This window comes from Rhodococcus huquni, assembly GCF_055231055.1.
In genome coordinates this window covers 112,598-138,719 of sequence record NZ_JBUYWE010000009.1, presented here as the reverse complement: position 1 = coordinate 138,719, position 26,122 = coordinate 112,598, and the positions used below count along the sequence as shown (strand labels likewise).

Below are 26,122 nucleotides of genomic sequence, written 5' to 3'. Positions count from 1 at the left end.
CCGGTACCGAGCAACGAAGTCAGGAGATTCAGTGAAAGCATGGCGCGTCAACGAACTCGGTGAACCTCGCACCGTTCTGAGTGTGGAGGAGATTCCGGATCCGACTCCCGCAGCAGGCCAGATCTTGGTGAAGGTGTTGGCTACCCCAGCGAACTTCCCGGACGTTCTGCTCTGCAGGGGTGAATACCAGATCAAGCCGCCGCTGCCGTTCACTCCGGGGGTGGAGCTGTGCGGCGAAGTGGTCGAGGTCGGTGAAGGAATCACCCGATTCACGTTGGGCGACAGAGTGATCGGCAACCCGAATCTCCCACTGGGAGGATTCGCCGAAATGACGGTGATGGACGAGGAGAACGCCTTCCATGCGCCCACGTCGCTGGACGACGCGGAGGCCTCGACGCTGAGTATCGGATATCAGACGAGCTGGTTCGCGCTGCACCGTCGGACGAAACTGCTGCCGGGTGAGACTTTGCTGGTCCATGCCGCTGCGGGCGGGGTGGGAAGCTCGGCAGTTCAGCTCGGCAAGGCTGCCGGCGCGAAGGTGATCGGTGTGGTCGGTGGCCCGGAGAAGGTCGAGTACTGCAAGCGGCTCGGTGCGGATCTGGTGATCGATCGTCACAGCGAGGACTTCGTTCCGATCGTCAAGGAGTTCACCGACGGTCGCGGTGCCGACGTGATCTACGACCCGGTGGGCGGCGACGCCTACGCGAAGTCGACCAAGTGCGTCGCTTTCGAGGGCCGCATCCTGGTGATCGGCTTCGCCGGCGGCACCATTCCGACACCCGGGCTCAACCACGCGCTGATCAAGAACTATTCGATCATCGGTCTCCACTGGGGTCTGTACAAGCAGTACAACCAGCAGGCCATTCACGACTGCCACGCCGAGTTGACCAGGCTCGCCGATGCCGGAGCGCTGAAGCCGCTGGTGAGCGAGCGGTTGGCCTTCTCGGATCTGGCAGACGGTGTGGGCCGACTTGGCGACGGTTCGACGGTGGGTCGCGTGGTTTTCCAACCCTGAGCGCACGTCGCGGCCAGAATGGGCCGAGATCGGCGACAATCCGACATTCGCGAAAACAGCAAGGCAACCAGGAGGAAGACCGTGGGAGATTCGAGCGAGAACGACGTGACCTTCGTGGAGCGCCGAGGCAACATCGCCATCATCACGCTCAACCGGCCCCAGGCGATGAACGCGATGAACTCGGACCTGGCGACAGCTCTCGGCACTCGTCTGGACGAATGCGACCAGGACCCGGAGGTACGCGCCATCGTCCTCACCGGTAGCGGTCGCGGATTCTGCGCGGGTGCCGATCTCAAGGCGATCGCCTCGGGGCAGGACATCAACCCGGTGGGGCATCCGGAATGGGGCTTCGGCGGGATGGTGCGCCACTACATCGACACCCCGGTCATCGCCGCTGTCAACGGATTCGCGCTCGGCGGCGGGACCGAATTGGTGCTCGCCAGCGACCTCGTGGTGATCGACGAGAACGCCAAGCTCGGGCTTCCCGAAGTCAAGCGTGGATTGTTCGCGGCGGCGGGCGGAGTCATGCGCCTGCCACGCCAGATCCCGCTCAAGATCGCATTGGAGGTGGCGCTCACCGGCGAACACATGTCGGCCGAGACCGCGTTGCAGTGGGGCTTGGTCAACCGCGTCGCACCCTCCGGAACGTCCGTGGACGTCGCTGTCGCGCTGGCGGAGACCATCGCTGCGAATGCGCCGCTGTCGGTGCAGCAGAGCAAGCGGGTGATTCACCGCTCGGCCGCCTACGGATCCGAGTGGGACGCACCGATCTGGGAAGAGCTCAACAAGTCCGCTCTCGGCATCGTGTTCGGCAGCCAGGACGCAATCGAAGGACCCACCGCATTCGCGGAGAAGCGAGAACCGAAATGGACCGGTCGCTGAATCTGGAACAGACCATCAAGGAGACCGCGCTGGCCGATGTCCGGCGCAGGCACGATGCGGCCTGGCCACCGCAGGTCCCGCGGGAGGTTGCCTACCCGATCGATTCGTTCGGGCTCGTCGACCACCTGCGGCACTGGGCGCAGGTGCGCGCCGATACGGCCGCAATCGTCTTCTACGGACGAGTGGTCACCTACGCCGAGTTGGACGAACTCTCGGACCGATTCGCCGGCTGGCTCGTCGAATCGGGTGCGGTCGCCGGTGACCGAATCGGCGTCCATCTTGCGAACTGTCCGCAGTTCCACATCGCCCTTCTCGGGATTCTGAAGATCGGCGCCGTGCACGTGCCGATCAATCCGCTGTTCAGGGAACACGAACTGCGCCACGAACTTCTCGACGCCGGCGTCTCGATCGTCCTCACTCAGGATACGTTCGTGCCTCTCGTCGAATCGGTCGCGGGCGACACCGGTGTTCGCCGCATCGCCGTGACGGCATTGTCCGACATGCTGACCGACGGTGCGGTGTCCACTCCATTCGAGATCACGACGACCGAGACGGACTGGCCCGCGATTCTTCGCTCGGATCGTGCGCCGTCGATCCCCACCGACCCGGATGCGCTCGCAGCACTCAACTACACGGGCGGCACCACGGGAATGCCGAAGGGCTGTGAGCACACACAGCGCCACATGGTCTACACCGCCGCAACGGCCACTGTCGCCAACGGGCTGAAGGTCGGGGCGGACGGGATGGTGGTTCTGAACTTCCTCCCCGTGTTCTGGATAGCGGGTGAAGATTTCGGGATTCTCCTGCCACTCGTGAACGGTGGCACCGTCGTGCTGTGTACCAGGTGGGACGCAGGAGTAGTGCTGTCCTCGATCGAGCGGCACCGCGTCATGTCGATGGTGGGCACGGTGGACAACTACATCGAGCTCATGGACCACCCGGGCTTCGCCGACGCGGACCTGTCCGCACTCGAGAACCCGACCGCGGTCTCCTTCGTGACGAAGCTCAACCCTGCTATTCGTGGGCGGTGGCGCGCGGCAAAGGGATCGACGTTGCGCGAGGCCAGCTACGGAATGACCGAGACACACACGGCAGACACCATCACTCTCGGATTTCAGGACGACGACTACGACCTGAAGAGTGACCCGGTGTTCTGTGGTCTCCCGGTGCCGGGAACGGACATCTTGATCGTGGACGATTCGGGTGCCCCGATGGCAATCGGTGAACCCGGCGAGATCATCGTGCGTAGTCCCTCGCTTCTCACCGCGTACTTCCGGAACGAGGAAGCCACCGTCGAGGCATTGAGGGACGGTTGGTTGTACACCGGGGATGTCGGCAAGCTCGACGACCGTGGGGCGCTTCAGTATCTGGCGCGCAACAAAGAAATGATCAAAACGAACGGTATGAGTGTCTTTCCATCCGAGGTGGAATCTCTACTGTTGTTGCACCCCGAGATTCGTTCGGCTGCCGTCGTGCCCAAATCTGATCGAGCCAAGGGTCAGGTCCCGTTCGCATTCGTTGTGACCACCGATGGCAGCACCCTTTCCGGTGCCGAGATCGGCAGGTGGGCGGGCGAGAACATGGCCGTGTACAAGGTGCCGGTCGTCGAGATCTTGGACGAGTTGCCGATGACCGCAACCGGAAAGGTGCGCAAAGGTGACCTGTTCCGACTCACCGAGGAGAGCAAGTGAAGCTGTTGGTGGCCAACAGAGGCGAAATCGCGCTGCGGGTCGTTCGGGCGGCTCGGGACCTGTCGATACCGACGACTGCGGTGTACGCCGAGGACGACGTCGACAGTCCGCACGTCGACGCTGCCGATCGCGCCGTGGCATTGGCAGGCCGCGGCCCGGCCGCCTATCTGGACGGTACGGCGATCGTGAAAGCGGCCTTGGGATCCGGCGCCGACATGATTCATCCAGGGTACGGCTTTCTCAGCGAGAATGCGCAGTTCGCACGCGAATGCGCCGATATGGGACTGACTTTCGTCGGGCCGCCGCCGTCGGTGCTCGAGGTACTCGGTGACAAGACGACTGCTCGCGCGGCCGCCGTGGCGGCGGAGGTTCCTGTCCTACCCGCAACAGAAGGCGCGGCGACACGGGAGGAAGTGCATCAGTTCTTCGCCCAGGAGCCGCACGGAATCATGATCAAGGCACTGTCGGGTGGCGGTGGCCGAGGCATTCGTACGGTGCGTGATGCGGGTTCCGTCGACGAGGCCTACACGCAGTGTGCTGCGGAGGCGCTGAACGGTTTCGGCGATTCGAAGGTATTCGCAGAGGCCCTGTTCGAAGGTGCTCGGCACATCGAGGTGCAGGTGGTCTGTGCCCTCGACGGCGAAGCGGTTCGCGCAGTTGCGGTCGGTGACCGTGACTGCAGTGTGCAACGTCGACATCAGAAGTTGATCGAGATTGCGCCGGCACAGAATCTGAGCGCGAGTGTGCGTCGCAATCTGCATCTGTGCGCAGTGAAGCTGTGTGTCGATATCGGCTACCTCGGGCTCGCGACGGTCGAATTTCTGGTTCGCGGCGACGAATTCGTCTTTCTGGAAGTGAATCCCCGCATTCAGGTCGAGCACACCGTGACCGAGGAGGTCGTCGGCCTCGACCTGGTCGCTACTCAGATCGCCATTGCGGGCGGCAGCGGTGTCGACGCACTCGAGCTTCCCGACGGAATCGGCTACCGGGACGGGCAATTCACCGGTGAGCCGCTGAGTGGCCGAGGTATCGCAATCCAGGCGCGGGTGAACATGGAAACCATGGACTCCACCGGCGGGGTGGTTCCGGAGTCCGGGACACTGTCCGCATTCACGGTGCCTTCCGGTCCGGGTGTGCGTGTGGACACCCACGGCCGACCGGGCTTCTCGCCCAGCCCGCTCTACGATTCACTTCTCGCGAAGGTGATCGTGCATTCTCGGAGCGGCGATCTCGCGGTAGCGGCGCGCAAGGCCGGCGTGGCATTGGATGATCTCGTCGTGCAGGGCGTACCCACCAACACGGAGTTTCTGCGTGCCGTGCTGGCGGACGAAGAGTTCGTGCACGGCGTGGTGACAACCTCGTACGTCGGCGACCGGATTGCAGCGTTGGCTGCGGCAGCGGGCCTCACCGCGCCCGCGGAGTCGCTTGGCCTGGCAGAGGTGGACGAACACGCTCTCCGGGCGCAGCTGACCGGAGTCGTTGTCGAGGTTCCGCCGGTCGGCACCGTGGTCGCGGCCGGTCAGCCCGTTGTCGTTCTGGAAGCGATGAAGATGCAGCACGTGGTCGCTGCGCAGGGACCGGTGGAAGTTGTTCGTACTCTGGTGACCCAGGGCCAAGCGGTCCGTGTCGGCCAGACCCTCGCACTCGTCGAACCGTTGGACGACGACGGACGGCAGACGAGTATCGCTGTCGCCGACCTCGATCGAGTCCGCGAGGACCTGGCCGAAGTCCGCTCACGACACGAAGTGACGAGCGATGCTGCCCGCCCGGACGCGGTGAACAGACGTCACCGTGGCGGTAGGCGTACCGCCCGCGAGAACATCGACGATCTGGTGGACGGCGAGAGCTTCGTCGAGTACGGCGCGCTGACGATCGCAGCGCAGCGCAGTCGACGCTCGGAAGAAGACTTGATCGCGAACACTCCGGCCGATGGTCTGGTCGGCGGGGTTGCCACAGTGAACAGCGGAGTTGCGGCCAGGAATGCCGAGGTGGTCGTGATCTCCTACGACTACACGGTGCTGGCGGGTACGCAGGGAATGCGGAACCACGCCAAGACGGACCGGCTCATCGAACTCGCCGAGCGTCGACTGCTCCCCCTCGTCCTGTTCGCGGAAGGGGGTGGAGGCCGGCCCGGTGACACGGATGCGGCCACCGTCGCCGGCCTGGACGTGCCCACTTTTCGATCACTGGCAAGACTGAACGGGCAGGTTCCGCTCGTCTCGATCGTGTCCGGCCGGTGCTTTGCCGGAAACGCAGCACTCGCGGGGGTGTGCGACGTTCTGATCGCCACCCCGGAGGCGAACATCGGGATGGGCGGACCCGCGATGGTCGAAGGCGGTGGTCTCGGCACGTTCCGCCCAGAGGAAATCGGCCCGATCGACATCCAACGCAGCAACGGAGTGGTCGATCTCGTGGCCGACGACGAGGCTCACGCGGTGTCGTTGGCGAGGCGCTATCTGTCGTACTTCCAGGGTGACGCCGAGCACTGGACGGCTCCGGATACTCGGGCTTCGCGACACGTCGTGCCCGAGAATCGATTGCGCGCCTACGACGTGCGTACCGCGATCGAGTCCATCGCGGACGTCGATTCCGTATTGGAACTGCGGCCGGATTACGGCGCCGGAGTCGTCACCGCACTCGTTCGTGTCGAAGGGGTCGCCTACGGGATGTTGGCGAACAGCAGCCACCACCTGGGCGGGGCGATCGACGCGGTGGCATCGGACAAGGCTGCGCGCTTCCTGGAACTGTGTCAGTCCTTCGCTCTACCGGTGGTATCGCTGTGTGACACACCAGGGTTCATGGTCGGCCCGGATTCGGAGACAGAGGCGACCGTGCGCAGGTTCGGGAACCTCTTCGTTGCAGGCGCCCGCCTCACCGTACCCTTCGGGACGATCATCCTGCGGAAGGGGTACGGCCTCGGTGCCATGGCGATGGCAGGTGGTTCGATGCGTGCTCCCGATTTCACCGTAGCGTGGCCGACCGGGGAGATCGGGGCGATGGGTCTGGAAGGTGCTGTGCGGTTGGGCTTTCGGAAGGAACTCGAGGCGATCCAAGATCCGGTGGAACGTGATCGGGTGTTCGGACAGTTCGTCGACGCGGCCTACCGCCACGGCAAGGCGATCAACGCAGCCACCGCGTTCGAGCTGGACGACGTCATCGACCCGGCTGAATCCCGTTCGTGGATCAGGACGTTGGCGTCGCAGCGTCAGCGGTGACCGGTTCGGCGTAGCACTCACGGATTGCAGTCTCCATCGGAAAGTGAACCCGCGTGTCTCCGAACAACAACCGCGTCGCAGACTCGGCGGCGTGGGCAATGTGCGCGGCGGCCGTATCCGGTGTCCGGGTATGAACAACCACCTCGTCGTGCTGGAAGAAGACGAGTTCACTGTCTTCCTCGGTTGCGAGCCTGCGGCGTAGGTCGGCAAGGAGACAACCGGCCCACTCGGACGCGGTCGCCTGTACGACGAAGTTTCGAGTGAAGCGGCCGCGTGCCCGCGTATCGCCGTGAGACGACCACGAATCATCGACCGGCGGACAGGCTCGGCCCAGCCACGAGTGGACCACCTCGCCCTGCTCGCCGGCCGTCGCTGCCTGCTCTACGTACTGCACTGCTTGCGGGAACCTGCGTCGCAGCAGAGTCAGGAGCTGTCGGGCATCACCGGAGGTGGCCCCGTACAGCACACCGAGAATGGCTACCTTGGCCTTCGCTCTGTCACCGCCGAACGCCTCGGCCGCGACCGGCGCATACAGATCTTCGCCGCCCGCGGCAGCCACCATGCGCGGGTCACCGGACATCGCGGCAAGAATGCGTGGCTCGAGCTGACCGGCATCCGCGATCACGAACGTATGGCCCGGGTCGGCAACCACGCTCTTACGTAGCGACTTCGGGATCTGCAGAGCCCCGCCCCCGCGGCTCGCCCACCGTCCGGACACGACACCACCCGGTACGTAGACGGGCCGAAATCGGTTGTCGTGTACCCAATCGTCCAGCCAGTTCCAGCCGTTGGTGCTGTACAGCTTCGACAGGTCTCGGTGTTCGAGCAGCAAAGGAACTGCAGGATGGTCGATCTCGCGAAGAACGTGAGCGCGAGTCGACTCGAGTTCGATACCTGCCCGCCGGAAGGCGTCGATGATTTCCGGGTGAGACGACGGGTTGATGGGACGCCCGAACGCCGCGCCGATCTTGGCGACGACGCTTTGGATCCGAGTGGGGAGTTCGTACCCGGCGGGGCGGTTACCCAACGTCTCCGCGAGGAAGGTGAGGTGCGCTGCCGACGAGAACGGGAGACCGTCGTGACTCATCTCTGCGGCAGCCAGGCTTCCCGCAGATTCTGCGGCGACCAGCAGTTCGAGACGGCGTCGTTCGGAATCGGGGAGGGCGTTCATCGTTCGGCGTTGCGCCGCGAACTCGGACACCACATCCTCGGGCCGCTCGGCGGGAGTGGTGTCGAACAGGCCCGGTCGGTGGTCGACGTGCTCGGTGACGGCTTCGGTGATGACACCGTTGCGCATGTTCAGGATCGCGCGGGTCGAGGCGAGATCGTGACACCGCAGAACGCGAACGCCCTGTTGCAGCAGCTTCGGGTAGACCGATCCGGTCGACGACCACACCCAGCGCGGGCTCTCTGCGGATTCCCACTCTCGTACGGTGGCGGCCAGGTCGGGATGGCCCATCGGAGGTTCGACCGGGGTGCCGTCGTCGTCGCAGCGGATGGTCACCGCCTCGGCGGCATCTCCGTGGGCGGACGACGGCACCACGACGATTCTCACGTGTCGGCAGGTTCCTTGGTCATGATCCGGCGATGCAGGCCGCGACGGTCGTACACCCAGGTGGTGATGCCGCCGAAGAGCAGGCCGATCAACAAGCCCGCCAGCGTCACCCACACAGCATGGAGCAGACCGGCGTCACCCTGTGCGCCGAAGAACAGGATCGCGCGGGCACCGATGTAGACCTGATGCATCGGCTCGAACTCCGCGAGGAAGCCGAACAGGGGTGGTGACGCCTCGATGGGAATGGTTCCACCGGACGACGGCAGACCCAGGACGATGAATATCAACAGGTTTATGAGCAGGCCGAGATTGCCGAACACTGCCATCACGGAGATCGAGGTGACGCCCACGGCCGTGATCGCGAGAGCACCGAACTCCCACAGGGCGAGCGGATTGCTCACCGGCATACCGAGAGCTGTGCCGATCCAGAGGTATAGCGCGGACACGACATGCGCCATTATGGCGATGATGGCCCACTTGATCAGCAGGGTCTGGAACCGCGAGTAGTCGGCGCGCTCCCGGTGAATATAGAGCGGCCCCACTTCCGTGGGCAGGAACCCGAGCATCCCGTCCACCAGCACGTTGACGATCGTCGCGCCGGTGAACCCGGCGAGAATGATGAGAAGTGCGTAGTAGAAGGCGGACAGTCCGAATCCGGTCCCGTCCGGTAAGGGCGCGTACTGCACTGTGCGCACGTCGATCGGGTTCTCGAACAGGATGCTTGTCGCACCCGAGAGCTTCAAATCGGGCGCTGTGGCCGCAAGTTCGTCCGTCACCATCTTGGTGAGCTTCTCGCCCATAGTCGTGTTGACCTGGCCGAGCGCTCGCTCGCCGACTTGATCGACGATGTTGGCTGCCACGGTGCCGGCACGCGGATTGGTCTGCACGGTGATGATGGGTTGCTCGATGTCGCCGGGGATCACGCCGCCCTGAGCGAGGATCATCGTGCGTTTGGTGAAGTCGCTGGGGATGACGATCGACCCGTACAGCGTGCCTTTGCCGAGCTCCGACTGGGCCTCGGCGATGCCGATCTGCCTGACGTCGAACTGCTCTGGGTCCAGCCCCTCGAGCAGGCCCGCCTCGATCTCGTCGCCGAAGTTCTGGTGTTCGGGAGGATCCGAGTTGGGAAGGGTGTCGCCGACGTCCTGATTGATCAGCGCGATCGGGAACTTGTTCAGGTTCTTGACCGGATCGAGCATTCCGCCCAGGTACAGGCCGGCCAGGAGCGACATGATGAAGCCGACCGCGATGATCGGGGCTATCCAGAAGAGCGGACTGCGCAGTGAATACCGCCGAGGTAGTTGTGCGTCGGCCATGCGCGGCGACCGCCTTTCAGTCGAGGTGTCGAGAACCCGGTGTCGACACAGGGACAGCGTAGGCGGTCGCCGGCGTGTGGAACTGTCAACCGGGCACGATAGTGGTGCCCGTCATGACATTGCGTTCATTCCTGGGGGGAGATCAGTCCTGCGGGACGTTGTTCGCCGCCTCGGACAGCTGCGGGGTGAGCTGCTCGAGCATCCACGGGATGTTCAGAACGTTCGGCGAGCTCGATGCGAACACCAGCGGGGGATCGGTCAGTCCGATGTAGGAATTGGACCGCACGGCCTTCATCTCCTTGAACAGTGGGCTGCCCTCCACATCGCGCTGCATGTCCGGGGAGAGGTACCAGGCGAGGAGCACGTCGGGTTGGTAGGTCGGCAGGAGTTCCATGCTGACCGGCCCCGCGAACTTCGTGGGGTCACCGGCTTCACGCAACTGCTGCGCGAGCGGGTCCATGGTGAAACCGAGGCTGGCGAGCAGCTTCATGCGCGGGTCGGTGTCGAAGTAGAAGTTGAACGAACCGGCCTCGGTCGCACTGCCGAAGGCGACGGTCTTGCCCGCGAACTCGGGGTGCTCTTCCTTCGTCTTCGCGATCGTCGCGTTGGTCGAGGCGATGAGCTCCTCGGCCTTCTCCGAGCGGCCGAGCGCCTCGCCGGCGACCGTGATCTGGTCTTCCCAGCTCGTTGCCCAGCGGCGCTCGGGGTACGCCACGGTGGGCGCGATCTCGTCGAGCTTGTCGTACTGCTCCTGTGTCAGCCCCGAGTGCGTGGCCAAGACGAGGTCCGGCGCCAGCTCGGCGATCTGCTCGAACGGGATCTCTTTGCTCGATGCCTTCAGGAGAGTCGGCTCGGCCTCGGGATCGATCTTTTCGAGGGTCTCGCGGCTCCACGGCAGCAGGCCGTCGTCGCTTCCGGAGTCCGAGGACATGTCCTGAACGGCGATCGGAACCACGCCCAGGGCGAGTGCTGCATCCTCCGCACCCCACCCGAGAGTCACCACGCGCTGCGGTTCCTCCGGGATCTCCGCCGTGCCCAGGGCTGACGGAATGCTGACCGGAAAGGCGCCGTTCTCGGAAGCGGAGCCGGCGGCGGTGTCCGCATTCTCTGTTCCGCTGTCACTGCTGCACGCACCGGCGACCAGGGCCGTAGCCGTGATCAGTGCCAATCCTGCAGTTCGCAAGTAGGCCGTCCTGGACACTTTCATTCGCGCTCCTGTGGTGAACTTCGACGTGACGAATCGGACATTAGGGGTCAGGGTAGCCTAACTAGTGGGGGGTCGGGGAAGGCAGGTCGGCCCGCGGAAAGGTCGAGCTGGGCCAGTAGAGTACGTGGTGCGGTGCACCCCGCGAACCCCATCGACCAGGAGTGACTCTTGACCGAGCTGTTGTTGGTGCTTTTGATCATCGTCGTCGTCGCGGGAATCGTGGTGTATGCCCTCAAGGGGCGCTCTACGGACAAGAAGAAGAGGCCCGCGCGAGTCGATCCCCTCGCCGACTACCCCGAGGTGTACGACCCGCACAAGATCGGAGTGGGCGACATCATCACCTACGCCGGCATCGACCACGTCGTGCGCGGCACCATCAAGCTCGACGAAGAGGGTTACGTCTGGCACGAACATCTGCTGGACGGATCCACCGGGCGCCGCTGGCTCACCGTCGAAGACGACGAGGGTGAACTGGAGATGACGCTCTGGATGCGTCGCGAGGGCACCGGCCTCGAGCCCGGCGGCGACGTGATTCTCGACGACAAGGTCCACCGTCAGATCGAGCGGGGCACTGCCAAGTTCACCGCAGAGGGTACGACGGGTACCGCGCCGACGGGAACAGTCGACTATGCGGACTACGCAACGGCCGACAAGACGGGCCTGTTGGCCTTCGAGCGCTGGGCGCGCACCCAGTCGTGGGAGGTCTCGACCGGGCGAGCCGTGACACGAGGTGAGTTGTCGGTCATTCATTCCGGGCCGCCCGAATGAGTGTCCACGTACTCGATGTCTCCCCGCGAGACGTCGAGGCCGGATCGCTCGGACTCGTGATCGATGCCGAGGTTCCGCCCGCTCTCGTCGAGCTGTGCATCGAAGACGGCACTGCCGGTGTACGTCTCGGTGTCTTGGGTGCGTCGCACGTCGTGAGCGCGTACGCCGAGGGCGGATCAGTTTCCGAACAGGTGTCCTGTGACGCAATAGGTTTCGGTGGCTGCCCGCTCCCAGCGCAGGAGAGCGTCGGAAACTACCGATTCGAGTCCGAGACCGTCCGTGCCGGACGCCTGGAGTTCGACCGGTGTGCAGAGTGGCTCCGTTCGAGCTCAACCGACGACGACGCCTGGATCTGCGGCGAATTTCCCGGAATGCGAACAGCACTGACCGCATTGACCGCAGAGCGCAGTTCTCGCGGGTGGGCCTGGCGGACCTGGCATCTGTATCCGAACGACGACGGCGGGGAAATCGTGACTACACGAAGCAGGTGGCAGCCGTGATCCGTCGACCGGCCCGGGCACTGGCAGTAGGTCTACTGGCCACACTCGTCCTCGCCTTCTCCGCCGCGTGCGGAAATGCGGTGCGTGACTACATCGGTGACAACTACCACCTCGAGCGAACCGAGGGAAACACCAAGATCTACAAATCCAAAGATCCGGTAGGAACCACGGCGACGAACATCGCGGCAGCGAAGTCGCCGGCCGCACGACAGGCCGACGGTGGCAGCGAGTATCTGCGCTACAACGACGACATCGTCATCGTCTCTGCGGCCTCCGGCGGCGGAAGCACGGTTCGAGTCGAGGATATCGACGGCGGCTACCGCGGCGGTGCCTTCGTCTTCCTCGGGCCCGGATTCAATCCCGGATCTCCGGCCGGCGGCGCCGGCGGCAGCGGCGGATCCGGGAGCGCCAAATGACAATCGACCTGACGCCACCCGGCCGACCTCGAACGGAGAACGACTCGTGAGCATCATCGTTTCGGCAGCAGACACCGAGATCGGGAGGATCGATCCGGCCCTTCTCGTCGGCGGGGTCCTCGGCACACTCGCCTACTTCGTCGTCGGCGCAGCGGTGTTGGGGATCGGATTCCTGGCCCTCGACGCGCTCACGCCCGGAAATCTGCGTCACCAGGTGTACGTCGACAAGAACCCGAATGCCGCCATCCTGGCTGGTGCGAACCACATTTCGCTTGCCATCATCGTTGTCACTGCGATCCTGACCAGTGCCGACGGTGTCGCTCAGGGGCTTGCCGATTCTGCGGTACACGGACTGTTCGGTGTCCTGCTGCAGGCGGCGGCGCTGAGTCTCATGAATCTCGTTCTCCCCGGTCATCTCGTCGCGCTCGTGAAGGAGCCGAAGATGTGCGGTGCGGGCTGGGCGCTCGGCGCCAGCCTGTTCGCGATCGGCCTCGTCAACGCGGCCGCACTCTCCTGACGTTCGTGAGTACTGCTGTCGGAGAAACGCCCTCGATTTCGGCGTCGCCGCTGGGAAGCCGCGCCCGTACTCTGCTGCTCGTAGCTGTCGCTGCGTGTGCCGCGTGCGGTCTGATCTACGAACTGGCGCTGCTCACGCTGTCCGTGAGTCTCACCGGCGGCGGAATCACACAGACGTCGCTGATCGTCGCGGGCTTCGTTGCCGCGCTGGGTGTGGGCGCTCTGGCAGCGAAGCCACTGCTCTCCCATGCCGCCGTGTCGTTCGTCGTCGTGGAGATCCTGCTCGGGTTGATCGGCGGTTTCAGCGCCGTGACCCTGTACGTCTCCTTCACCTTTCTCGGCTCGAGCGGTGCCATCCTGGTGGCCGCGACTGCCCTGATCGGCATCCTCGTGGGCGCAGAAGTGCCGCTGCTGATGACGCTGTTGCAGTCGGGACGATCCGACAACGATGCGCAGCACACCGGCAAGGTGCTGGCCAACCTGAACGCAGCCGACTATGCGGGCGCCCTCATCGGAGGTCTGCTGTGGCCGTTCGTGCTGCTCCCCGCGGTCGGCATGATCCGGGGTGCGGCTGTGACGGGCATGATCAATCTTGTCGCCGCGGCCGTCGTGGCGCTCGTGTTGCTGAGATTCCAATTGACACTGCGTGTTCGGCTCGTCGCGGTGGTGGCGCTTCTTCTGGCAGCTGCCCTCATCGGGGTCCTGCTGGTGCGGGCATCCGATATCGAGACCACGGCGAGGCAGCGCCTCTACACGGACCCGGTCGTCGCAGCCGAGCGCTCGCAGTATCAAGAAATCGTGGTCACCGAGCGTAAAGGTGACACCAGGCTCTTTCTGGACGGCGACCTGCAGTTCTCCAGTATCGACGAACATCGCTACACCGAATCGCTCGTGTATCCGGCGGTTGCCGACGATCCCGAACGTGTGCTGATTCTCGGCGGCGGCGACGGACTGGCCGCGCGAGAGGTGCTTCGTCTGCCCAGCGTTCGTGACGTGGTTCAGGTCGAGCTCGATCCGGCTGTTGTCGACCTGGCGAATTCGCGGTTGGTCGGGCTCAACCAGGGCGCTCTGATGGACTCGCGGGTCCACGTCGTACTCGACGACGCCTTCAAGTGGATGCGTGAGCACCGCGGCGAAGCGTTCGACTCCGTGATCGTCGATCTGCCCGACCCCGACACACCTGCCCTCGGCCGGCTGTACTCCAGTGAGTTCTACGGGCTCGCCAACTCACTGCTCGACGAGGACGGAAAGATCGTCGTCCAGGCGGGGAGTCCCTATTCGACACCGGACGCCTTCTGGCGGACGGTGTCCACCGTGGATGCCTCGGGTCTGAGCGTGACGCCGTATCACGTGTTGGTGCCCAGTTTCGGGGACTGGGGTTACGTCCTCGGGCAGAAGAGCGAAACCCCGCCCGAGTTGCGGCTACCGCGAGATGTTCCACCGCTGCGTTTTCTGGACGAGCCGACCTTGGCTGCGGCCGGTCATTTTCCGAGAGATCGACCCCGTCTGTGGCTCGAGCCCTCTACCCTCGACCGCCCGCACATAGTCGACGACATGCGAAAAGGCTACGAACGCTGACCTCACGCGCAGTTCGGTGACTAGGCTGGATGTGCAGTCGGCGCCCGAGTCCGGCGTCGGATCGTCCACCTTCGAGGAGGCCGGTCGTGGCCTATTACCGGCGTTGTGGATCGGTGCCGCCCAAGCGGCACACCCAGCATCGTGACGATGACGGGCGGCTGTACTACGAGGAATTGATGGGCGAAGAGGGCTTCTCGTCCGATTCGTCGCTCCTCTATCACCGCACTGTTCCCTCGGCGATCGTCGATTCGACGGAGTGGGTTCTGCCCGATCAGCGGACCCAGCCCAATCACCCACTCCGGCCCCGGCATCTGCGGTTGTACGACCAGTTTTCCGGCGACGATGCGCAGAACACCGATGTTGTGACGGGACGTCGGCTTCTGCTCGGAAATACCGACGTCCGAATCTCGTATGCGGCTGCGTCGCTGCCCTCTCCGCTGTACCGCAATTCGACGGGAGACGAGATCGTCTACATCGAGTCGGGATCGGCCACCGTGGAAACCGTTTTCGGGCCCCTCGAGGTCGGACCGGGTGATTATGTCTACCTACCGACTTCGGCGACACACAGGTGGCTGCCGGCGGGCGACGAACCGTTGCGGGCGTATGTGATCGAGGCCGAAGGGCACATACGTACGCCGCGGCGGTATCTCTCGCAGTTCGGTCAGTTCCTCGAAACCTCGCCGTACTGCGAGCGCGACCTCCGCGCACCCACCGAGCCCCGCGATTGCAACGGCACCGACGTGCCGGTCCTTGTGAAGCACAGAACGTCCCACGGCCCGGTCGGAACACAACTTGTGTATGCGCACCACCCGTTCGACGTCGTCGGCTGGGACGGTTGCGTGTATCCGTACGTCCTGAACATCGCGGATTTCGAGCCAGTCACCGGCCGCATTCACCAGCCGCCACCCGTCCACCAGGTCTTCGAAGGGGACAAGTTCGTGGTGTGCAACTTCGTTCCGCGCAAGGTCGACTATCACCCACTGTCGATACCTGTTCCGTACTACCACTCCAACGTCGATTCGGACGAAGTCATGTTCTACTGCGGCGGAGACTACGAGGGACGCAAGGGCTCCGGTATCGGGATCGGGTCGGTGTCGGTTCATCCCGGCGGATTCGCGCACGGTCCGCAGCCCGACGCCTACGAGGCGGCCATCGGAGTGGAGCGGTTCGACGAACTGGCGGTCATGGTGGATACGTTCCGTCCGCTCGGTCTGGGTGAAGGTGCTGTGGCAGTGGATGATCCAGGGTACGCGTGGACCTGGTCAGGGAGAGGACCCCGAACATGACTGCAATCCCGCTACTGTTCCGAGAATTCTGTGACGACGCGTCGATGTTTCCGCCGCGCGGAGCGCAGCCGAGAGCAGCTCTGTCCGCGTACGTCGAGCGACGCAACACCCCGGGATCGGATCTTGTAGGCCCGCTGGTCGTACCGGCTGATCGGTACAGCGACGTCGCGCAGTCGGCGGCACGGCAGGCTTCGTCCGAAAGCGTTCCGGTGGCCGTCACGTTTCCGAACGGTCCGGGTGAGGCGGCCGGGCTTCCGGCGAAGTTCTCGAAGTCGGCGCATACCGAGGTGGTGGCTGTGGAGTTCGCCCATCCAGACGACCTGTCCGTGCCCGAGTTCTTCGGCGCTCTCGAGAAGCTGGACCTTCCTCCGGGAGCGGACGTCTACGTCGAAATTCCTCGAGCAACACACCATGTCGAGTTTCTGGCCGCGGTGACCGGGACCGACTACCGCGCGAAGATCCGTACGGGCGGCCCGTCTGCGGATGCCTGGCCTTCCGATCGCGAGCTGGCGGAAACCATTCTTGCCCTGGTCGCCTCGGGCGTGCAGTTCAAGGCGACAGGTGGATTGCACGGCGTGATTCGGCACACTGATCCGAAAGTGGAGCGGCACGGGTTCCTCAACATTCTCGCCGCCACTCATCGCGCGCTCGACGGCGCGACGGCAAGACCGATCGCCGAAGCCCTGGGGGAGCGCGAAGCGGATCCCGTGGTAGCAGAACTGCGCGAGCTGAACCCGGACCACATCGCGCGGCTACGTGGAACGTTCCACTCGTTCGGCACGTGCAGCGTCGACGAACCGCTCGAGGATCTGCTCGATCTCGGACTGGTGCCGAGTGCGGTGAAGCCCAGGTGACGGGGTTCGGGATCGGCAACCTCCCGTACGGAATCTTCTCGACTGACGACGCCCCACCGAGGGTCGGGATGCGGTGGGGCGACCGGGTGCTCGACCTGCATGCAGTTCTGCACGACGACGTCTTCTCGGAGCCGAGCCTCAATGCGTTCATGGAACAGGGGCGAGGCCGGTGGGACGAGGTTCGCGAGAAACTCGTATCGATACTCGCGGACGGCGAGGTTCCGGAGTCCGTGTCTCGCCCCGTCGAAACGGTGCAGATGCATCTACCGTTCGAGGTTGCGGACTTCGTCGACTTCTATGCCTCCGAACACCACGCGTCCAACCTCGGCAGGCTCTTCCGCCCTGATGCACCGCCACTCCTGCCCAATTGGAAGTGCCTCCCCGTGGGATATCACGGGAGGTCGAGCACAGTGGTGGTGTCGGGGACCGACATCGTGCGTCCGTGTGGCCAGCGAAAGCGGGTCGAAGACCAGGCTCCCTCCTTCGGGCCCACCCGCACGCTCGACATCGAGGCCGAGTTGGGTTTCGTGGTCGGCGTCCCCACCGAGCAGGGGCAACGAGTCGCACCGGACGACTTCGCGGACCACGTGTTCGGTGCCGTCGTTCTGAACGACTGGTCGGCGCGCGATATTCAGGCATGGGAGTACGTTCCGCTCGGCCCCTTCCTCGGGAAGTCGTTCGCCACGTCGATTTCTCCGTGGGTGGTGCCGCTCGCCGCGCTCGAGCCGGCTCGAAGGAAGGGGCCCGTGCAGGCCCCGGAACCACTTCCTTACCTGTGTGGGGCCCAGGAATGGGGTCTGAACGTGGAGATGAAGGTGTCGTGGAACGGGCAGGAAGTGTCGAGGCCCAGCTACTCGGACATGTATTGGAGTCCGGCGCAGATGCTCGCGCACCTGACTGCGAACGGAGCGTCTCTGCGCGTGGGGGATCTGTTCGGATCGGGGACGGTGTCCGGTCCGAACCGCGACACCTGGGGCGCCCTCGTAGAGATCAGCGACGGAGGTACTCGAACTATCGAGATCGGCGGGAGCGCAAGGACTTTCCTGGAGGATGGCGACGAGGTGACTATTTCGGCGGTGGCGCGGGGGCCGAGCGGGACCGATATCGATTTCGGAGAGGTTCGTGGTCGCATAGTGCCGGCTCGACTCTGACGACATAGTGCCGTCCCGGCTCTGACGAGAGAGTCGGGACGGGCTGGTGGAGCGGCTCAGGGTGTTGCGAAGAACTGTTCGACGGCAGGCTGTGCGTTGGGATTGCCGTAGCCGATTCCGGCGACGGCACCGACACCCGCACCGATCACCGAGCCCAGAATGCAGCCGGCGATGAAGTTGGGGAAGATCGAGACGCATCCGATGGCCATGCCCACATTGGAGCCGATCATGACGCCCTGAACGCCTGCGGCGTTCCAGCCCGTGTTGATCTCGTTGGTCATCGTGTCGAACGCGGCTTGTTTGGGAGTGTTCTCGGGGAACATGTTCTGCGCCACCTGACTACTGCTTCCGTCCGGTAGTGGCGTGAGCAGTGGAGCCGTCAGGTCCACCGGCTGTGGTCCGGGGTCGGCGTATGCGGTACCGGACGTCACGGCCATCGCAGTAACTACGAGCAACGACAGTGTCAACGCTTTGATCACCTTCATGGGACTTCCCGCCGAGTAGTTGGGGGAACGGGCCCCGTTTTCGCCGCTGGGGCCCGATCTGTATCGAATGGCTACCCGGGGGGAGGTGGGCGTAAACGCGTGGCGGCTCGAAGTCGCCACGCGTTCGAGACGTGCCGTGCACCAGGGATATATCGATCTAGGGGGATCCGATGAACTCGAAGATCGCCGGTGTCACCGCCGGGTTGGCGTTGTTGATTCCGACAACCGCACCGATAGCTCCGCCGATTCCGGCTCCCGGGATGCAGCCGACGAACAGGAAGAAGATGCAGCCCACCACGGCACCGATGCCCGCCCCGACTCCGGCCGATGTCGCGCCGCCATTGACCCAGCCGATCTCGATCTGATTGATCATGTTGGTGTACGCGGAATTTCGATCGACGTTCTGCAGGTTCAGCGCCCCTGCCACCGGGGTGGCGGTAGGAGTCAGGGTGAGTTGCTTACCGTTGTCGGTGATCAGCGAGTCGATCGAGAACTCCGCACCCGCCAGCGAGTAGCGAAGGGGAACGGAACCGACCCACGCGCCCGCGTCGTTCATGATGTCGACGGCCTGCCCGTTCACGGCGAAAGTGCCCGAGTCGAGGGCGGTGTTCACAGATCGACCGTCGGCACCGACCGACGTCGTCGATACGACCGTCTGGTTCACGGTCTGCGTCGGGGCGGCGTACGCGGTGCCGAATCCGACGCACAATGTTGCGATCAGTAGCGCGGCTAGCGCTGTCACTCTGTTCAATTTCATTGCGATTCCTGTGCGTAGAAGTTGGACAACGATCAACGGGTTCGACCTGGCGCCCCACAGTGACCCCCGTACCGAAAAAGCGTCCGTAACCTGCCTACTTCTCTCAATCATCCTCCACCGCGCATCAGCAATTTCGTCGTTTGCTCGAGAATGTGTGAAGTCTGCGCGACAATGAACGGTTGGGCTGGTTACAGAAGAGGGCGGAAGTTGCCTCAGTGATTCCTGTGATCGGCGATCGCCGTCCGCGGCCCGAATCGCGGCTTCGTCGCGGCTCCGCTGACCATGAGGAGTTGCACGGCGCGGTAGCGGTGTGGCCGCAACGGTTCGAGGTACGCGACCATCTCTTCGTCGTCGATGGGACGGCCGAGGAGCGTCCACCCGACCATGCCCGCGAGGTGATAGTCGCCGACGGAGAGCGCGTCGGCGTCGCCCAGCGCTCGCTGCGCGACTTCCGCTGCGGTCCACACACCCACTCCCGGTATCGACGTGAGACGCCGGATCGCGGCCGCCGGGTCGAGGTCCACGACCTTCTCCAGGCGGTCCGCGACTTGGGCGCTGCGGACGATCGTTCGGGACCTGTTCGGATCCACACCTGCGCGGTGGTACTCCCAAGACGGAATGGTGCGCCACACGTCTGCCGGCGGCGGCACGCGCATGCCTGCGGGTGCCGGGCCGGGAGCGGATGTCCCGTATCGGAGGACGAGTCGACGCCACGAAGCGAATGCGGCGACGCCGTGAACCCGTTGTTCGAGGACGGCCGGCACGAGCGCTTCGAACACCCGGTCCGTTCGTCCGATGCGGAGATTCGGGAACCGCCTGTGGGCCTCCACGAGAACCGGGTGAGTGGGCGCGAACCCGGATGCGTCGTCGTGGTCACCGACCAGCGCTGGTAGATGTTGCGCCCACTCCGATGCGCCCGGACCCCAGGCCTGTCCGTCGGCGGTGAACCTGTCCGGTTGGGTGAGGCGCCACGTGACGGGGCCGCTCGGCATGAACGACGTACGCCAGATCGCGCCGTCGGGAGTCTGGCGATGGCACGGGTCGCCGCGGCCACGGCGAAGTGGGGCGAGCGTCGTACCGATGTTCAGGGGACGCTCCGACTTCACCGTGGCCGCGACTGTTTCGAGTGCGCCGGTCATCGTGACCAGCGTATCCGTCAGATCCTGGCGGCGGTGGCCCGGCCGAGACCGTCCAGGGCCTCGGCCCATCCGTCGTACACGTGATCGTCGCCGGGGTGGGCGTCGATGCCCGTGCAGGTGAACGTCATGTGAGTTCCGCCGCCGAGCGGTTCCAGCCGAACGGCCAGGCGCGCGGCCGACTCCACCGGGTCCTCGGGCACACCCCAGGTGCACACGAGGAGTGACGGTGGGTCCAGTTCGAGGTACTGCCCGCCGGTCGGGTATTCCGTTTCGGTCTCGTCGTGGACCATCGTGTAGGCGTACTTCCCGCCGACCCGGACGTCGGAAGTCACCGACTCACCGGCAGTACGGACTCCCTCGGGATGCATCCACTCGGCCATCAGTTCCGGCCTGGTCCAGGCATCCCACACCTGTTCCGGAGTGGCATCGAGGTCACGGACGATCGTGAATTGCTTGTCTGACATCACGTTTCCTTTCGTAGCAGCTGTTCCAGAAGGTCGAAGCGCTCGTTCCACGCGCCCCGATGTTCGGCGATCCAGGCCGCGGCATCGGACATACCACCGGGTCGAAGGGTGCAGACACGCCATTGCGCGTTGACCGTCCGCTCGATGAGGCCGGCGTCCTCCAGTACTCGAAGATGCTGAGACACGGCCGGTCTGCTGATGGGGTAACCGTCCGCCAGTTCACCGACGGTGATGGGTCCGCCGTCCAGGCGCGCCAGGATGTCTCGGCGAGTCGGGTCGGCGAGAGCCGCGAAGATGCGGCTCAGTGGATCGTCCGGTGTACGCATGACTCCTCGGTTCGTGTAAGTAGTGCCTTACGTAAGCTAATGGTTACATACATGAGGACGAGTGGCAAGAGCTGTATGCCCTCGATTGGGACTCGCGCCACAGTGCTGCGTCGGTGCCACGCCTTGTCGGAAGTCGCACGTATGGTGCCAGCATGATCATCGTGAGCACCGACGGATCCTGTCTTCGCAACCCAGGTGGGGCGATCGGCTGGGCCTGGGTGAATCACGAGGGCCCGAGTCGATCGGGCGGCGAGGCTTCGGGCACAAACCAGGTCGCGGAGCTTCGGGCGCTGCTCGAGGCGGTTCTCGCGCATTCCGGACCGGAGCCGCTACTGATCGAATCCGACTCGCAGTACGCCATCAAATGCGCCTCCGAGTGGTTGCCCGGATGGAAGCGCAAGGGCTGGAAGACGGCCGGCGGCGGTGCGGTCAAGAACCTCGAATTGGTGCAGGCGATCGACGAGGCCATCACCGGACGAAGCGGGCCCGTTCGTTTTCGGTGGGTTCGTGGGCACGTCGGCAATCACTTCAACGAAATGGCGGACACCCTCGCGGGTGAAGCTGCTCGCGCGGTGGCGTCCGGTGACCTGACGCCTCAGCCTGTGTCCGTTCCGGTGTCTGCGCCTGCTCCTGTGCCTGCTCCTGTCGCGGCAACTCCCGTGGTGGCATCCGCACCGGAGTCCATGACACTCTTCTGACATGGCGAGCTCCGACGTGGACACGACGTACGACGACGCACCCGAGGTGAGGCGGTTCTGGCAGGAGCTGGGGTTGCCAGGGATCGTCGACGTACACACCCATTTCATGCCGAACAACGTCATGAAGAAGGTGTGGGAATACTTCGATTCGGCAGGCCCGCTTCTCGGCCGGCCGTGGCCGATCACGTATCGCTACGACGAAGACGTGCGCGTACAGCAGTTGCGCGAGTTCGGTGTTCGCAGATTCACGTCGATGATCTACCCGCACAAGCCGGACATGGCCGAATGGTTGGGGCAGTGGTCCGCCGAGTTCGCGCAGCGAACACCGGATTGCCTGTACACGGGAACGTTCTATCCCGAAGAAAAGGCCGGTGCCTACGTCGTCGATATGCTGGATGCGGGCGTGCAGGTTTTCAAGTCCCACATTCAGGTGGGTGAATACTCACCCAACGATCCGCTGCTCGATCCGGTCTGGAAAGCGATCGAAGACGCAGGGACTCCGGTGGTGATCCACTGTGGATCGGGCCCCGCCCCGGGCACCTATACCGGCCCGGCACCCGTCGCGGACCTGCTGCGCCGATTCCCCCGGTTGTACTTGGTGATCGCCCACATGGGGTTGCCGGAGTACGCAGAATTTCTCGATCTCGTCGAGGCGTATCCCAACGTCCACCTCGATACGACGATGGCCTTCACCGACTTCACGGAGGAAACGGCGCCGTTCCCGCCGGCCGAGGTGCCCAGGCTCGCGGCGCTCGGGGACCGAATTCTCTTCGGCAGCGACTACCCGAACATCCCCTATACCTACTCGAGCGCGCTCGAAAGTCTCACGCGATTCGATCTCGGAGACGCCTGGTTGCGGGCCGTGTGCCACGACAACGCTGCTGCGCTGTTCGGCATCGACTGACTAGGCCGGGCCGTCGTGATCGGTGGCATCGGCGATGCCGAGCATGGCGAGAAACATCCGAGCTTCCTCGATATCGTGAGCTTGGGCGGCGACAAGGCGTTGAGCTCGGTGTATCTGGTCGGTAGCGAGCATGGAATCTGCGTCGTCGTCGACGAGCGCCTCCAGACTCTTCTTCGGTTCGGGCATTGATCCCTCACTCCCAACGAGGTGATGGTCGATGACTTCGCCCGAATATAGCTACTTCACCCGCGAACGTGAACCGATTCTCGAGGGGAAACTCTCGATAGACGAACGAGACGGAGGTGCACCGTGAACGGACGAAAGCTGCAGAGCCTGGCCCGTGAGGTCGCGGAGGAGCTGCCGGGGTCCAAGGCAGGCCATCCTTTCGGCCCCGAGTACGAGGTCTTCAAGGTTCAGGGCAAGGTCTTCACGCTGTTGACCGAGGTCCCCGGTGATCCCATCGTGGTCCTCAAAGCCGACCCGCAGGACTCCGAGGCGCTGCGCCAGGAGCACAGCGCCATCACGCCGGGATATCACATGAACAAGCGGCATTGGATCACGCTCGCGCCGGGGCAGACCGTCGACGCGGGCCTGGTCCGGGAGTTGGTGACAGAGTCGTACCGGCTCGTCGTAGCCGGGCTGCCCAGGGCTGATCGCCCCGTCGATCCTGAGCGTTTCGGCATGACGGAGGACGACAGGTGACCCTCTCTGGTGAGCAAGTCCAGGAGGTCGCCCGCAAAACGGCCGACCTCCTGCCCCAGGTGTCGAGCGGGCGCCCTTTCACCGAACGCTTGGACGTGTACAAGGTCGCGAACAAGGTGTTCTTGATCGTCACCGACGACCCGGAAGAACTGATCATCACGGTCAAGGCCGAGCCTGACCGCGGCATTTCCCTCCGGCGGGAGTACCCGACCATCATCCGCGGTCGCTATCTGGACAAGAAGCATTGGGTGAGTGTCGGAGCCGGCAGTGGGATCAGCGAGCAGCTGATCAAGGACCTGGTCGAAGGTTCATACGAACTCGTCCGGCCCCGATAGTTCAGGTACGAACGTGAAGTGCTTTCACTGCCCGATGCGCCGCATCCAGCGCGCTGCTGATGGCGATCTCACCCCGCATACCGGGCGCGGCGACCATGTCTCCGGCGAGGTAGACGTCCGATCCGCGGTCCACCGCAGGACGATCCCGCCACGTCTGTCCCGGCAGATCGAGAGCACCTGTGCGCCCGCGAGCCATGGCCGAGCGTTGCCAGGTCGCCCGCGATTGCCATCCGGGTAGGACCTTGTCGGCGAACACACCCAACCTGGCCCTGGCCTGCGCCGTCGTTTCGTCCGGGCGGACGGGCATGTCCATCTGGTACAGCGATTCTCCACGAGGTGCTGTCGATCGGTCCTGCATGGAGTAGCTCTCGTGGAAGCCGCCGCCCTCGAGGTCGGTCACCATGCGGAAGTCCCGCTTCTCAGTGGGGAGCGCGACGTCGAGCATCACGCAATGGCCACTCGTCCACGTCAGCGAATCGTCGTTCAGCAGGGAGCGCGCCGAGCTCAGCTCGGTGGCGATGATCGTCGGTGCGGTCGGCAGTTCGCTCACGCGCGATTCGGTGTGGATCTCGACTCCGAGTTCCTCGGCGCGGGCCGACATCCGGTCGATCACGGTCTGCCAGCCGCCACGTACCCACCGAACTCCGGGCACCCGGGGTCCGTAGATGCGGTGGAACAGATTCCAGACGTAGGCCGCGGAAAGGCGTCCGGTGTTCGAGTCGTACGTGACGACGCCTATCGCGTTCGCCATGTGCGTAGCCGCCTCGGGGCCGAAAATTCCCGACGCCCAGCTGTGAAAGTCCGTGTCCACCGGCGCGGTCGACCACGGACGTGCCTGTGCTTTCAGCATCCCGCGAGGTGGCAGATGCCGTATCCGGCCGTCGAGGAGAAATCCGAATCGGGCCGCCGCCGAAGGGTTCGGATACCCGAGCCCGGCCACGAATCCCTGACTCTTCAGCCAGCGATAGTGCGGCCCGTCCGCGTAGAAGACATGTGGACCTTCGTGGGCGACGTATGGTGACGTCGTGGCCCTGCCGCGCCCACCGAGCGTGGAATGAGCCTCGTGCAAAGTCACTTTCGCCCCTGAGTGCGCGCACTCGATGGCTGCTGCGAGACCGGCGATACCGCCGCCGATCACGGTTACGGGTGTGTTCATCGTCCGCTCCAGCTGTAGAAGAAGTTGCGACCTGGTTTCAGTGCGAAATTCACGGTGGACGAGACGATCTGTTCCTTGACGACCGTTCCGGTTCGTCCGCCGACCGACCACCGGCGCAGGCGATCGTGCCGGTCGGTGGGCTGCACGACCCCCTCGTTCCGGCCGAGGCTCAGTGCCCGGCCCACGAACTTCGGTGACACCCGTTTCGGCGCCCGCCCCCGTATGAGCGCCACTACGGTTTCGGCTGCGTGTGTGCCCAACGGAATGGCTGCCTGACAGCTCATACGCAAGGGCGAACCATCCACGACCATCGCATCGCCACCGCCGACTATGTGCGGAGAAGAGCTGCTGACGAGGCGGGAGTCCACGACGAGTCGATCGTCCGCATCGGTGTCGAGGCCGCTTCGTCGTCCGAGGTCGGGTGCCACGAACGAAGCTGTGACGATCGGACAGTCGGTCTGCAGGTGTCGACCGTCGGCGAGGACGATCTTTCCGTCTTCGATGGCAGTCACCGCAGAATTCGGGACCACGGTGATCCCCAGAGCGGCAACGACTCGCAGAATCTTCGTGCGCGCGCTGTCGGACAAGGTGCCGGCGATCGAATCCCGTGACACCAACACCACTTCGAGATCGCGGCGCTGATCGGCGATCTCGGTTGCGGTCTCGATTCCGGTCAGCCCGCCCCCGATCACGGTCACCGTGGACGCGGCGGGTAGGGCGAAGACCTGATCCCGTAGGCGCTCGGCGTCCTCGTACTCGGCGACCGAGGCCCCGTGCGGATCCGCGCCGTCGATGAGACCACGCCTCGAGTGCGAACCCACGGCGTAGATCAACCGGTCGTACTCCAGGTGTGTGCCGTCGCGTAGGACGGCACGTTGGAGGGCTGGGTCGATTCGGTCGACGGTCCCGATCTTCAGATGCGTTGCGGGGTGGAGTAGTTCGCGTAGCGGGTGGACGGCGGCAGCTGTGCCGGCAACGAGTTGATGGAGACGAACCCGCTCGACGAACACATCTCGCGGATTCACCACGGTCACGTGCATGTCCGGGGCGAGATTCAGAAGTCGCTTCGTGGCCGCGACACCTGCGTAGCCTGCCCCGACGACGACGATTCTGGAGGATTTGTCCCTGTATCGAGCCATGTGGTGGACGCTATGCCCGCCCGCTCGATAACTCCAATGCATTGTTCGAGTCATCTTGATGCGTTTA

Annotated in this window: 27 protein-coding genes; 16 read left to right on the top strand and 11 right to left on the bottom strand. The window is 64.4% G+C overall.

Annotated elements, in window-relative coordinates; all coding sequences use genetic code 11:
* Positions 1-31: 31 nt before the first annotated feature.
* The 4 genes from ACZI8R_RS16790 (at position 32) to ACZI8R_RS16775 (ending at position 6,803) form a co-directional block, all read left to right on the top strand.
* Positions 32-1,015: an NADPH:quinone oxidoreductase family protein gene (locus ACZI8R_RS16790; RefSeq protein WP_463380780.1), complete on the top strand. Its 984-nt coding sequence runs from the start codon at positions 32-34 to the stop codon at positions 1,013-1,015.
* Between the two features lie 81 nt (positions 1,016-1,096).
* Complete coding sequence (locus ACZI8R_RS16785) at positions 1,097-1,897, top strand: crotonase/enoyl-CoA hydratase family protein (protein ID WP_463380779.1); 801 nt, start codon at positions 1,097-1,099, stop codon at positions 1,895-1,897.
* On the top strand, positions 1,882-3,588 hold the full coding sequence (locus ACZI8R_RS16780; RefSeq protein ID WP_463380778.1) for an AMP-binding protein: 1,707 nt from the start codon (positions 1,882-1,884) through the stop codon (positions 3,586-3,588). Before ACZI8R_RS16785 ends, ACZI8R_RS16780 begins: the two co-directional genes overlap by 16 nt.
* Positions 3,585-6,803 carry an acetyl-CoA carboxylase family protein gene (locus ACZI8R_RS16775; protein WP_463380777.1) on the top strand — a complete coding sequence of 1,073 codons (3,219 nt, stop codon included), beginning with the start codon at positions 3,585-3,587 and terminating at the stop codon, positions 6,801-6,803. The genes ACZI8R_RS16780 and ACZI8R_RS16775 overlap by 4 nt, the downstream gene beginning before the upstream one ends.
* Here ACZI8R_RS16775 and ACZI8R_RS16770 read toward each other — a convergent pair.
* The 3 genes from ACZI8R_RS16770 to ACZI8R_RS16760 form a co-directional block, all read right to left on the bottom strand.
* Entirely contained in the window at positions 6,772-8,358 is a 1,587-nt protein-coding gene (locus ACZI8R_RS16770) for a bifunctional 3'-5' exonuclease/DNA polymerase (RefSeq protein ID WP_463380776.1), read from the bottom strand. The two genes, ACZI8R_RS16775 and ACZI8R_RS16770, sit on opposite strands and share 32 nt — an antisense overlap.
* Positions 8,355-9,674, bottom strand: a complete 1,320-nt coding sequence (locus ACZI8R_RS16765; RefSeq protein WP_463380775.1) for a YhgE/Pip domain-containing protein — start codon at positions 9,672-9,674, stop codon at positions 8,355-8,357. Before ACZI8R_RS16765 ends, ACZI8R_RS16770 begins: the two co-directional genes overlap by 4 nt.
* Before the next feature lie 142 nt (positions 9,675-9,816).
* On the bottom strand, positions 9,817-10,881 hold the full coding sequence (locus tag ACZI8R_RS16760; protein WP_463380774.1) for an iron-siderophore ABC transporter substrate-binding protein: 1,065 nt from the start codon (positions 10,879-10,881) through the stop codon (positions 9,817-9,819).
* A gap of 168 nt (positions 10,882-11,049) precedes the next feature.
* Here ACZI8R_RS16760 and ACZI8R_RS16755 point away from each other — a divergent pair, with 168 nt between their 5' ends.
* The 8 genes from ACZI8R_RS16755 to fahA all read left to right on the top strand — a co-directional run bounded on the left by ACZI8R_RS16755 (position 11,050) and on the right by fahA (position 17,950).
* Positions 11,050-11,649: a DUF4178 domain-containing protein gene (locus ACZI8R_RS16755; RefSeq protein ID WP_463380773.1), complete on the top strand. Its 600-nt coding sequence runs from the start codon at positions 11,050-11,052 to the stop codon at positions 11,647-11,649.
* Positions 11,646-12,149 carry a DUF2617 family protein gene (locus ACZI8R_RS16750; RefSeq protein WP_463380772.1) on the top strand — a complete coding sequence of 168 codons (504 nt, stop codon included), beginning with the start codon at positions 11,646-11,648 and terminating at the stop codon, positions 12,147-12,149. The genes ACZI8R_RS16755 and ACZI8R_RS16750 overlap by 4 nt, the downstream gene beginning before the upstream one ends.
* Entirely contained in the window at positions 12,137-12,565 is a 429-nt protein-coding gene (locus tag ACZI8R_RS16745) for a DUF4247 domain-containing protein (protein ID WP_463380771.1), read from the top strand. The genes ACZI8R_RS16750 and ACZI8R_RS16745 overlap by 13 nt, the downstream gene beginning before the upstream one ends.
* 46 nt (positions 12,566-12,611) lie before the next feature.
* Complete coding sequence (locus tag ACZI8R_RS16740; protein ID WP_463380770.1) at positions 12,612-13,082, top strand: DUF350 domain-containing protein; 471 nt, start codon at positions 12,612-12,614, stop codon at positions 13,080-13,082.
* 5 nt (positions 13,083-13,087) lie between these two features.
* Entirely contained in the window at positions 13,088-14,659 is a 1,572-nt protein-coding gene (locus ACZI8R_RS16735; protein ID WP_463380769.1) for a polyamine aminopropyltransferase, read from the top strand.
* Positions 14,660-14,745: 86 nt separating this feature from the next.
* Entirely contained in the window at positions 14,746-15,945 is a 1,200-nt protein-coding gene (locus ACZI8R_RS16730) for a homogentisate 1,2-dioxygenase (protein ID WP_463380768.1), read from the top strand.
* On the top strand, positions 15,942-16,799 hold the full coding sequence (locus tag ACZI8R_RS16725; RefSeq protein WP_463380767.1) for a hypothetical protein: 858 nt from the start codon (positions 15,942-15,944) through the stop codon (positions 16,797-16,799). Before ACZI8R_RS16730 ends, ACZI8R_RS16725 begins: the two co-directional genes overlap by 4 nt.
* Entirely contained in the window at positions 16,796-17,950 is a 1,155-nt protein-coding gene (gene fahA / locus ACZI8R_RS16720; protein WP_463380766.1) for a fumarylacetoacetase, read from the top strand. Before ACZI8R_RS16725 ends, fahA begins: the two co-directional genes overlap by 4 nt.
* Before the next feature lie 56 nt (positions 17,951-18,006).
* On the opposite strand, the gene ACZI8R_RS16715 is transcribed toward fahA, so the two are convergent.
* From ACZI8R_RS16715 to ACZI8R_RS16695, 5 genes are all read right to left on the bottom strand, one after another.
* Positions 18,007-18,435, bottom strand: coding sequence for a hypothetical protein (locus tag ACZI8R_RS16715; RefSeq protein ID WP_463380765.1), 429 nt, complete (start codon positions 18,433-18,435; stop codon positions 18,007-18,009).
* Between the two features lie 157 nt (positions 18,436-18,592).
* Positions 18,593-19,192: a DUF8020 domain-containing protein gene (locus ACZI8R_RS16710; protein ID WP_463380764.1), complete on the bottom strand. Its 600-nt coding sequence runs from the start codon at positions 19,190-19,192 to the stop codon at positions 18,593-18,595.
* Between the two features lie 212 nt (positions 19,193-19,404).
* Positions 19,405-20,331, bottom strand: a complete 927-nt coding sequence (locus ACZI8R_RS16705; RefSeq protein ID WP_463380763.1) for a DNA-3-methyladenine glycosylase family protein — start codon at positions 20,329-20,331, stop codon at positions 19,405-19,407.
* A gap of 17 nt (positions 20,332-20,348) precedes the next feature.
* Entirely contained in the window at positions 20,349-20,795 is a 447-nt protein-coding gene (locus ACZI8R_RS16700; RefSeq protein WP_463380762.1) for an SRPBCC family protein, read from the bottom strand.
* Complete coding sequence (locus ACZI8R_RS16695) at positions 20,795-21,121, bottom strand: ArsR/SmtB family transcription factor (protein ID WP_463380761.1); 327 nt, start codon at positions 21,119-21,121, stop codon at positions 20,795-20,797. Before ACZI8R_RS16695 ends, ACZI8R_RS16700 begins: the two co-directional genes overlap by 1 nt.
* A 152-nt stretch (positions 21,122-21,273) precedes the next feature.
* On the opposite strand from ACZI8R_RS16695, the gene ACZI8R_RS16690 reads away from it, so the two are divergent.
* Both ACZI8R_RS16690 and ACZI8R_RS16685 read left to right on the top strand, forming a co-directional pair.
* Positions 21,274-21,819: a ribonuclease H family protein gene (locus ACZI8R_RS16690; RefSeq protein ID WP_463380760.1), complete on the top strand. Its 546-nt coding sequence runs from the start codon at positions 21,274-21,276 to the stop codon at positions 21,817-21,819.
* Position 21,820: 1 nt separating this feature from the next.
* Positions 21,821-22,723, top strand: a complete 903-nt coding sequence (locus tag ACZI8R_RS16685) for an amidohydrolase family protein (RefSeq protein ID WP_463380759.1) — start codon at positions 21,821-21,823, stop codon at positions 22,721-22,723.
* Here ACZI8R_RS16685 and ACZI8R_RS16680 read toward each other — a convergent pair whose 3' ends face one another.
* Positions 22,724-22,909, bottom strand: coding sequence for a hypothetical protein (locus ACZI8R_RS16680; protein ID WP_463380758.1), 186 nt, complete (start codon positions 22,907-22,909; stop codon positions 22,724-22,726).
* A gap of 123 nt (positions 22,910-23,032) precedes the next feature.
* Between ACZI8R_RS16680 and ACZI8R_RS16675 the strand changes: the two genes are divergently transcribed.
* On the top strand, positions 23,033-23,425 hold the full coding sequence (locus ACZI8R_RS16675; protein ID WP_463380757.1) for an MmcQ/YjbR family DNA-binding protein: 393 nt from the start codon (positions 23,033-23,035) through the stop codon (positions 23,423-23,425).
* Complete coding sequence (locus tag ACZI8R_RS16670; protein ID WP_463380756.1) at positions 23,422-23,760, top strand: MmcQ/YjbR family DNA-binding protein; 339 nt, start codon at positions 23,422-23,424, stop codon at positions 23,758-23,760. The genes ACZI8R_RS16675 and ACZI8R_RS16670 overlap by 4 nt, the downstream gene beginning before the upstream one ends.
* A gap of 1 nt (position 23,761) precedes the next feature.
* On the opposite strand, the gene ACZI8R_RS16665 is transcribed toward ACZI8R_RS16670, so the two are convergent.
* Both ACZI8R_RS16665 and ACZI8R_RS16660 read right to left on the bottom strand, forming a co-directional pair.
* Positions 23,762-24,916 (bottom strand): FAD-dependent oxidoreductase, encoded by a 1,155-nt coding sequence (locus tag ACZI8R_RS16665; RefSeq protein ID WP_463380755.1) that lies wholly within the window; start codon positions 24,914-24,916, stop codon positions 23,762-23,764.
* The gene (locus ACZI8R_RS16660) at positions 24,913-26,055 is read right to left on the bottom strand and encodes an NAD(P)/FAD-dependent oxidoreductase (protein WP_463380754.1); all 1,143 of its coding nucleotides are present in this window, start codon (positions 26,053-26,055) and stop codon (positions 24,913-24,915) included. The genes ACZI8R_RS16665 and ACZI8R_RS16660 overlap by 4 nt, the downstream gene beginning before the upstream one ends.
* Between the last annotated feature and the right edge of the window lie 67 nt (positions 26,056-26,122).

Bases quoted from the DNA above. Each gene is read 5' to 3' on its own strand.
- ACZI8R_RS16765 (WP_463380775.1), bottom strand. From the start codon at position 9,674: ATGGCCGACGCACAACTACCTCGGCGGTATTCACTGCGCAGTCCGCTC.
- ACZI8R_RS16690 (WP_463380760.1), top strand. From the start codon at position 21,274: ATGATCATCGTGAGCACCGACGGATCCTGTCTTCGCAACCCAGGTGGG.
- ACZI8R_RS16710 (WP_463380764.1), bottom strand. From the start codon at position 19,192: ATGAAATTGAACAGAGTGACAGCGCTAGCCGCGCTACTGATCGCAACA.
- ACZI8R_RS16780 (WP_463380778.1), top strand. From the start codon at position 1,882: ATGGACCGGTCGCTGAATCTGGAACAGACCATCAAGGAGACCGCGCTG.
- ACZI8R_RS16665 (WP_463380755.1), bottom strand. From the start codon at position 24,916: ATGAACACACCCGTAACCGTGATCGGCGGCGGTATCGCCGGTCTCGCA.
- ACZI8R_RS16680 (WP_463380758.1), bottom strand. From the start codon at position 22,909: ATGCCCGAACCGAAGAAGAGTCTGGAGGCGCTCGTCGACGACGACGCA.
- ACZI8R_RS16715 (WP_463380765.1), bottom strand. From the start codon at position 18,435: ATGAAGGTGATCAAAGCGTTGACACTGTCGTTGCTCGTAGTTACTGCG.
- ACZI8R_RS16725 (WP_463380767.1), top strand. From the start codon at position 15,942: ATGACTGCAATCCCGCTACTGTTCCGAGAATTCTGTGACGACGCGTCG.
- ACZI8R_RS16705 (WP_463380763.1), bottom strand. From the start codon at position 20,331: ATGACCGGCGCACTCGAAACAGTCGCGGCCACGGTGAAGTCGGAGCGT.
- ACZI8R_RS16760 (WP_463380774.1), bottom strand. From the start codon at position 10,881: ATGAAAGTGTCCAGGACGGCCTACTTGCGAACTGCAGGATTGGCACTG.
- ACZI8R_RS16660 (WP_463380754.1), bottom strand. From the start codon at position 26,055: ATGGCTCGATACAGGGACAAATCCTCCAGAATCGTCGTCGTCGGGGCA.
- ACZI8R_RS16750 (WP_463380772.1), top strand. From the start codon at position 11,646: ATGAGTGTCCACGTACTCGATGTCTCCCCGCGAGACGTCGAGGCCGGA.
- ACZI8R_RS16695 (WP_463380761.1), bottom strand. From the start codon at position 21,121: ATGCGTACACCGGACGATCCACTGAGCCGCATCTTCGCGGCTCTCGCC.
- ACZI8R_RS16700 (WP_463380762.1), bottom strand. From the start codon at position 20,795: ATGTCAGACAAGCAATTCACGATCGTCCGTGACCTCGATGCCACTCCG.
- ACZI8R_RS16685 (WP_463380759.1), top strand. From the start codon at position 21,821: ATGGCGAGCTCCGACGTGGACACGACGTACGACGACGCACCCGAGGTG.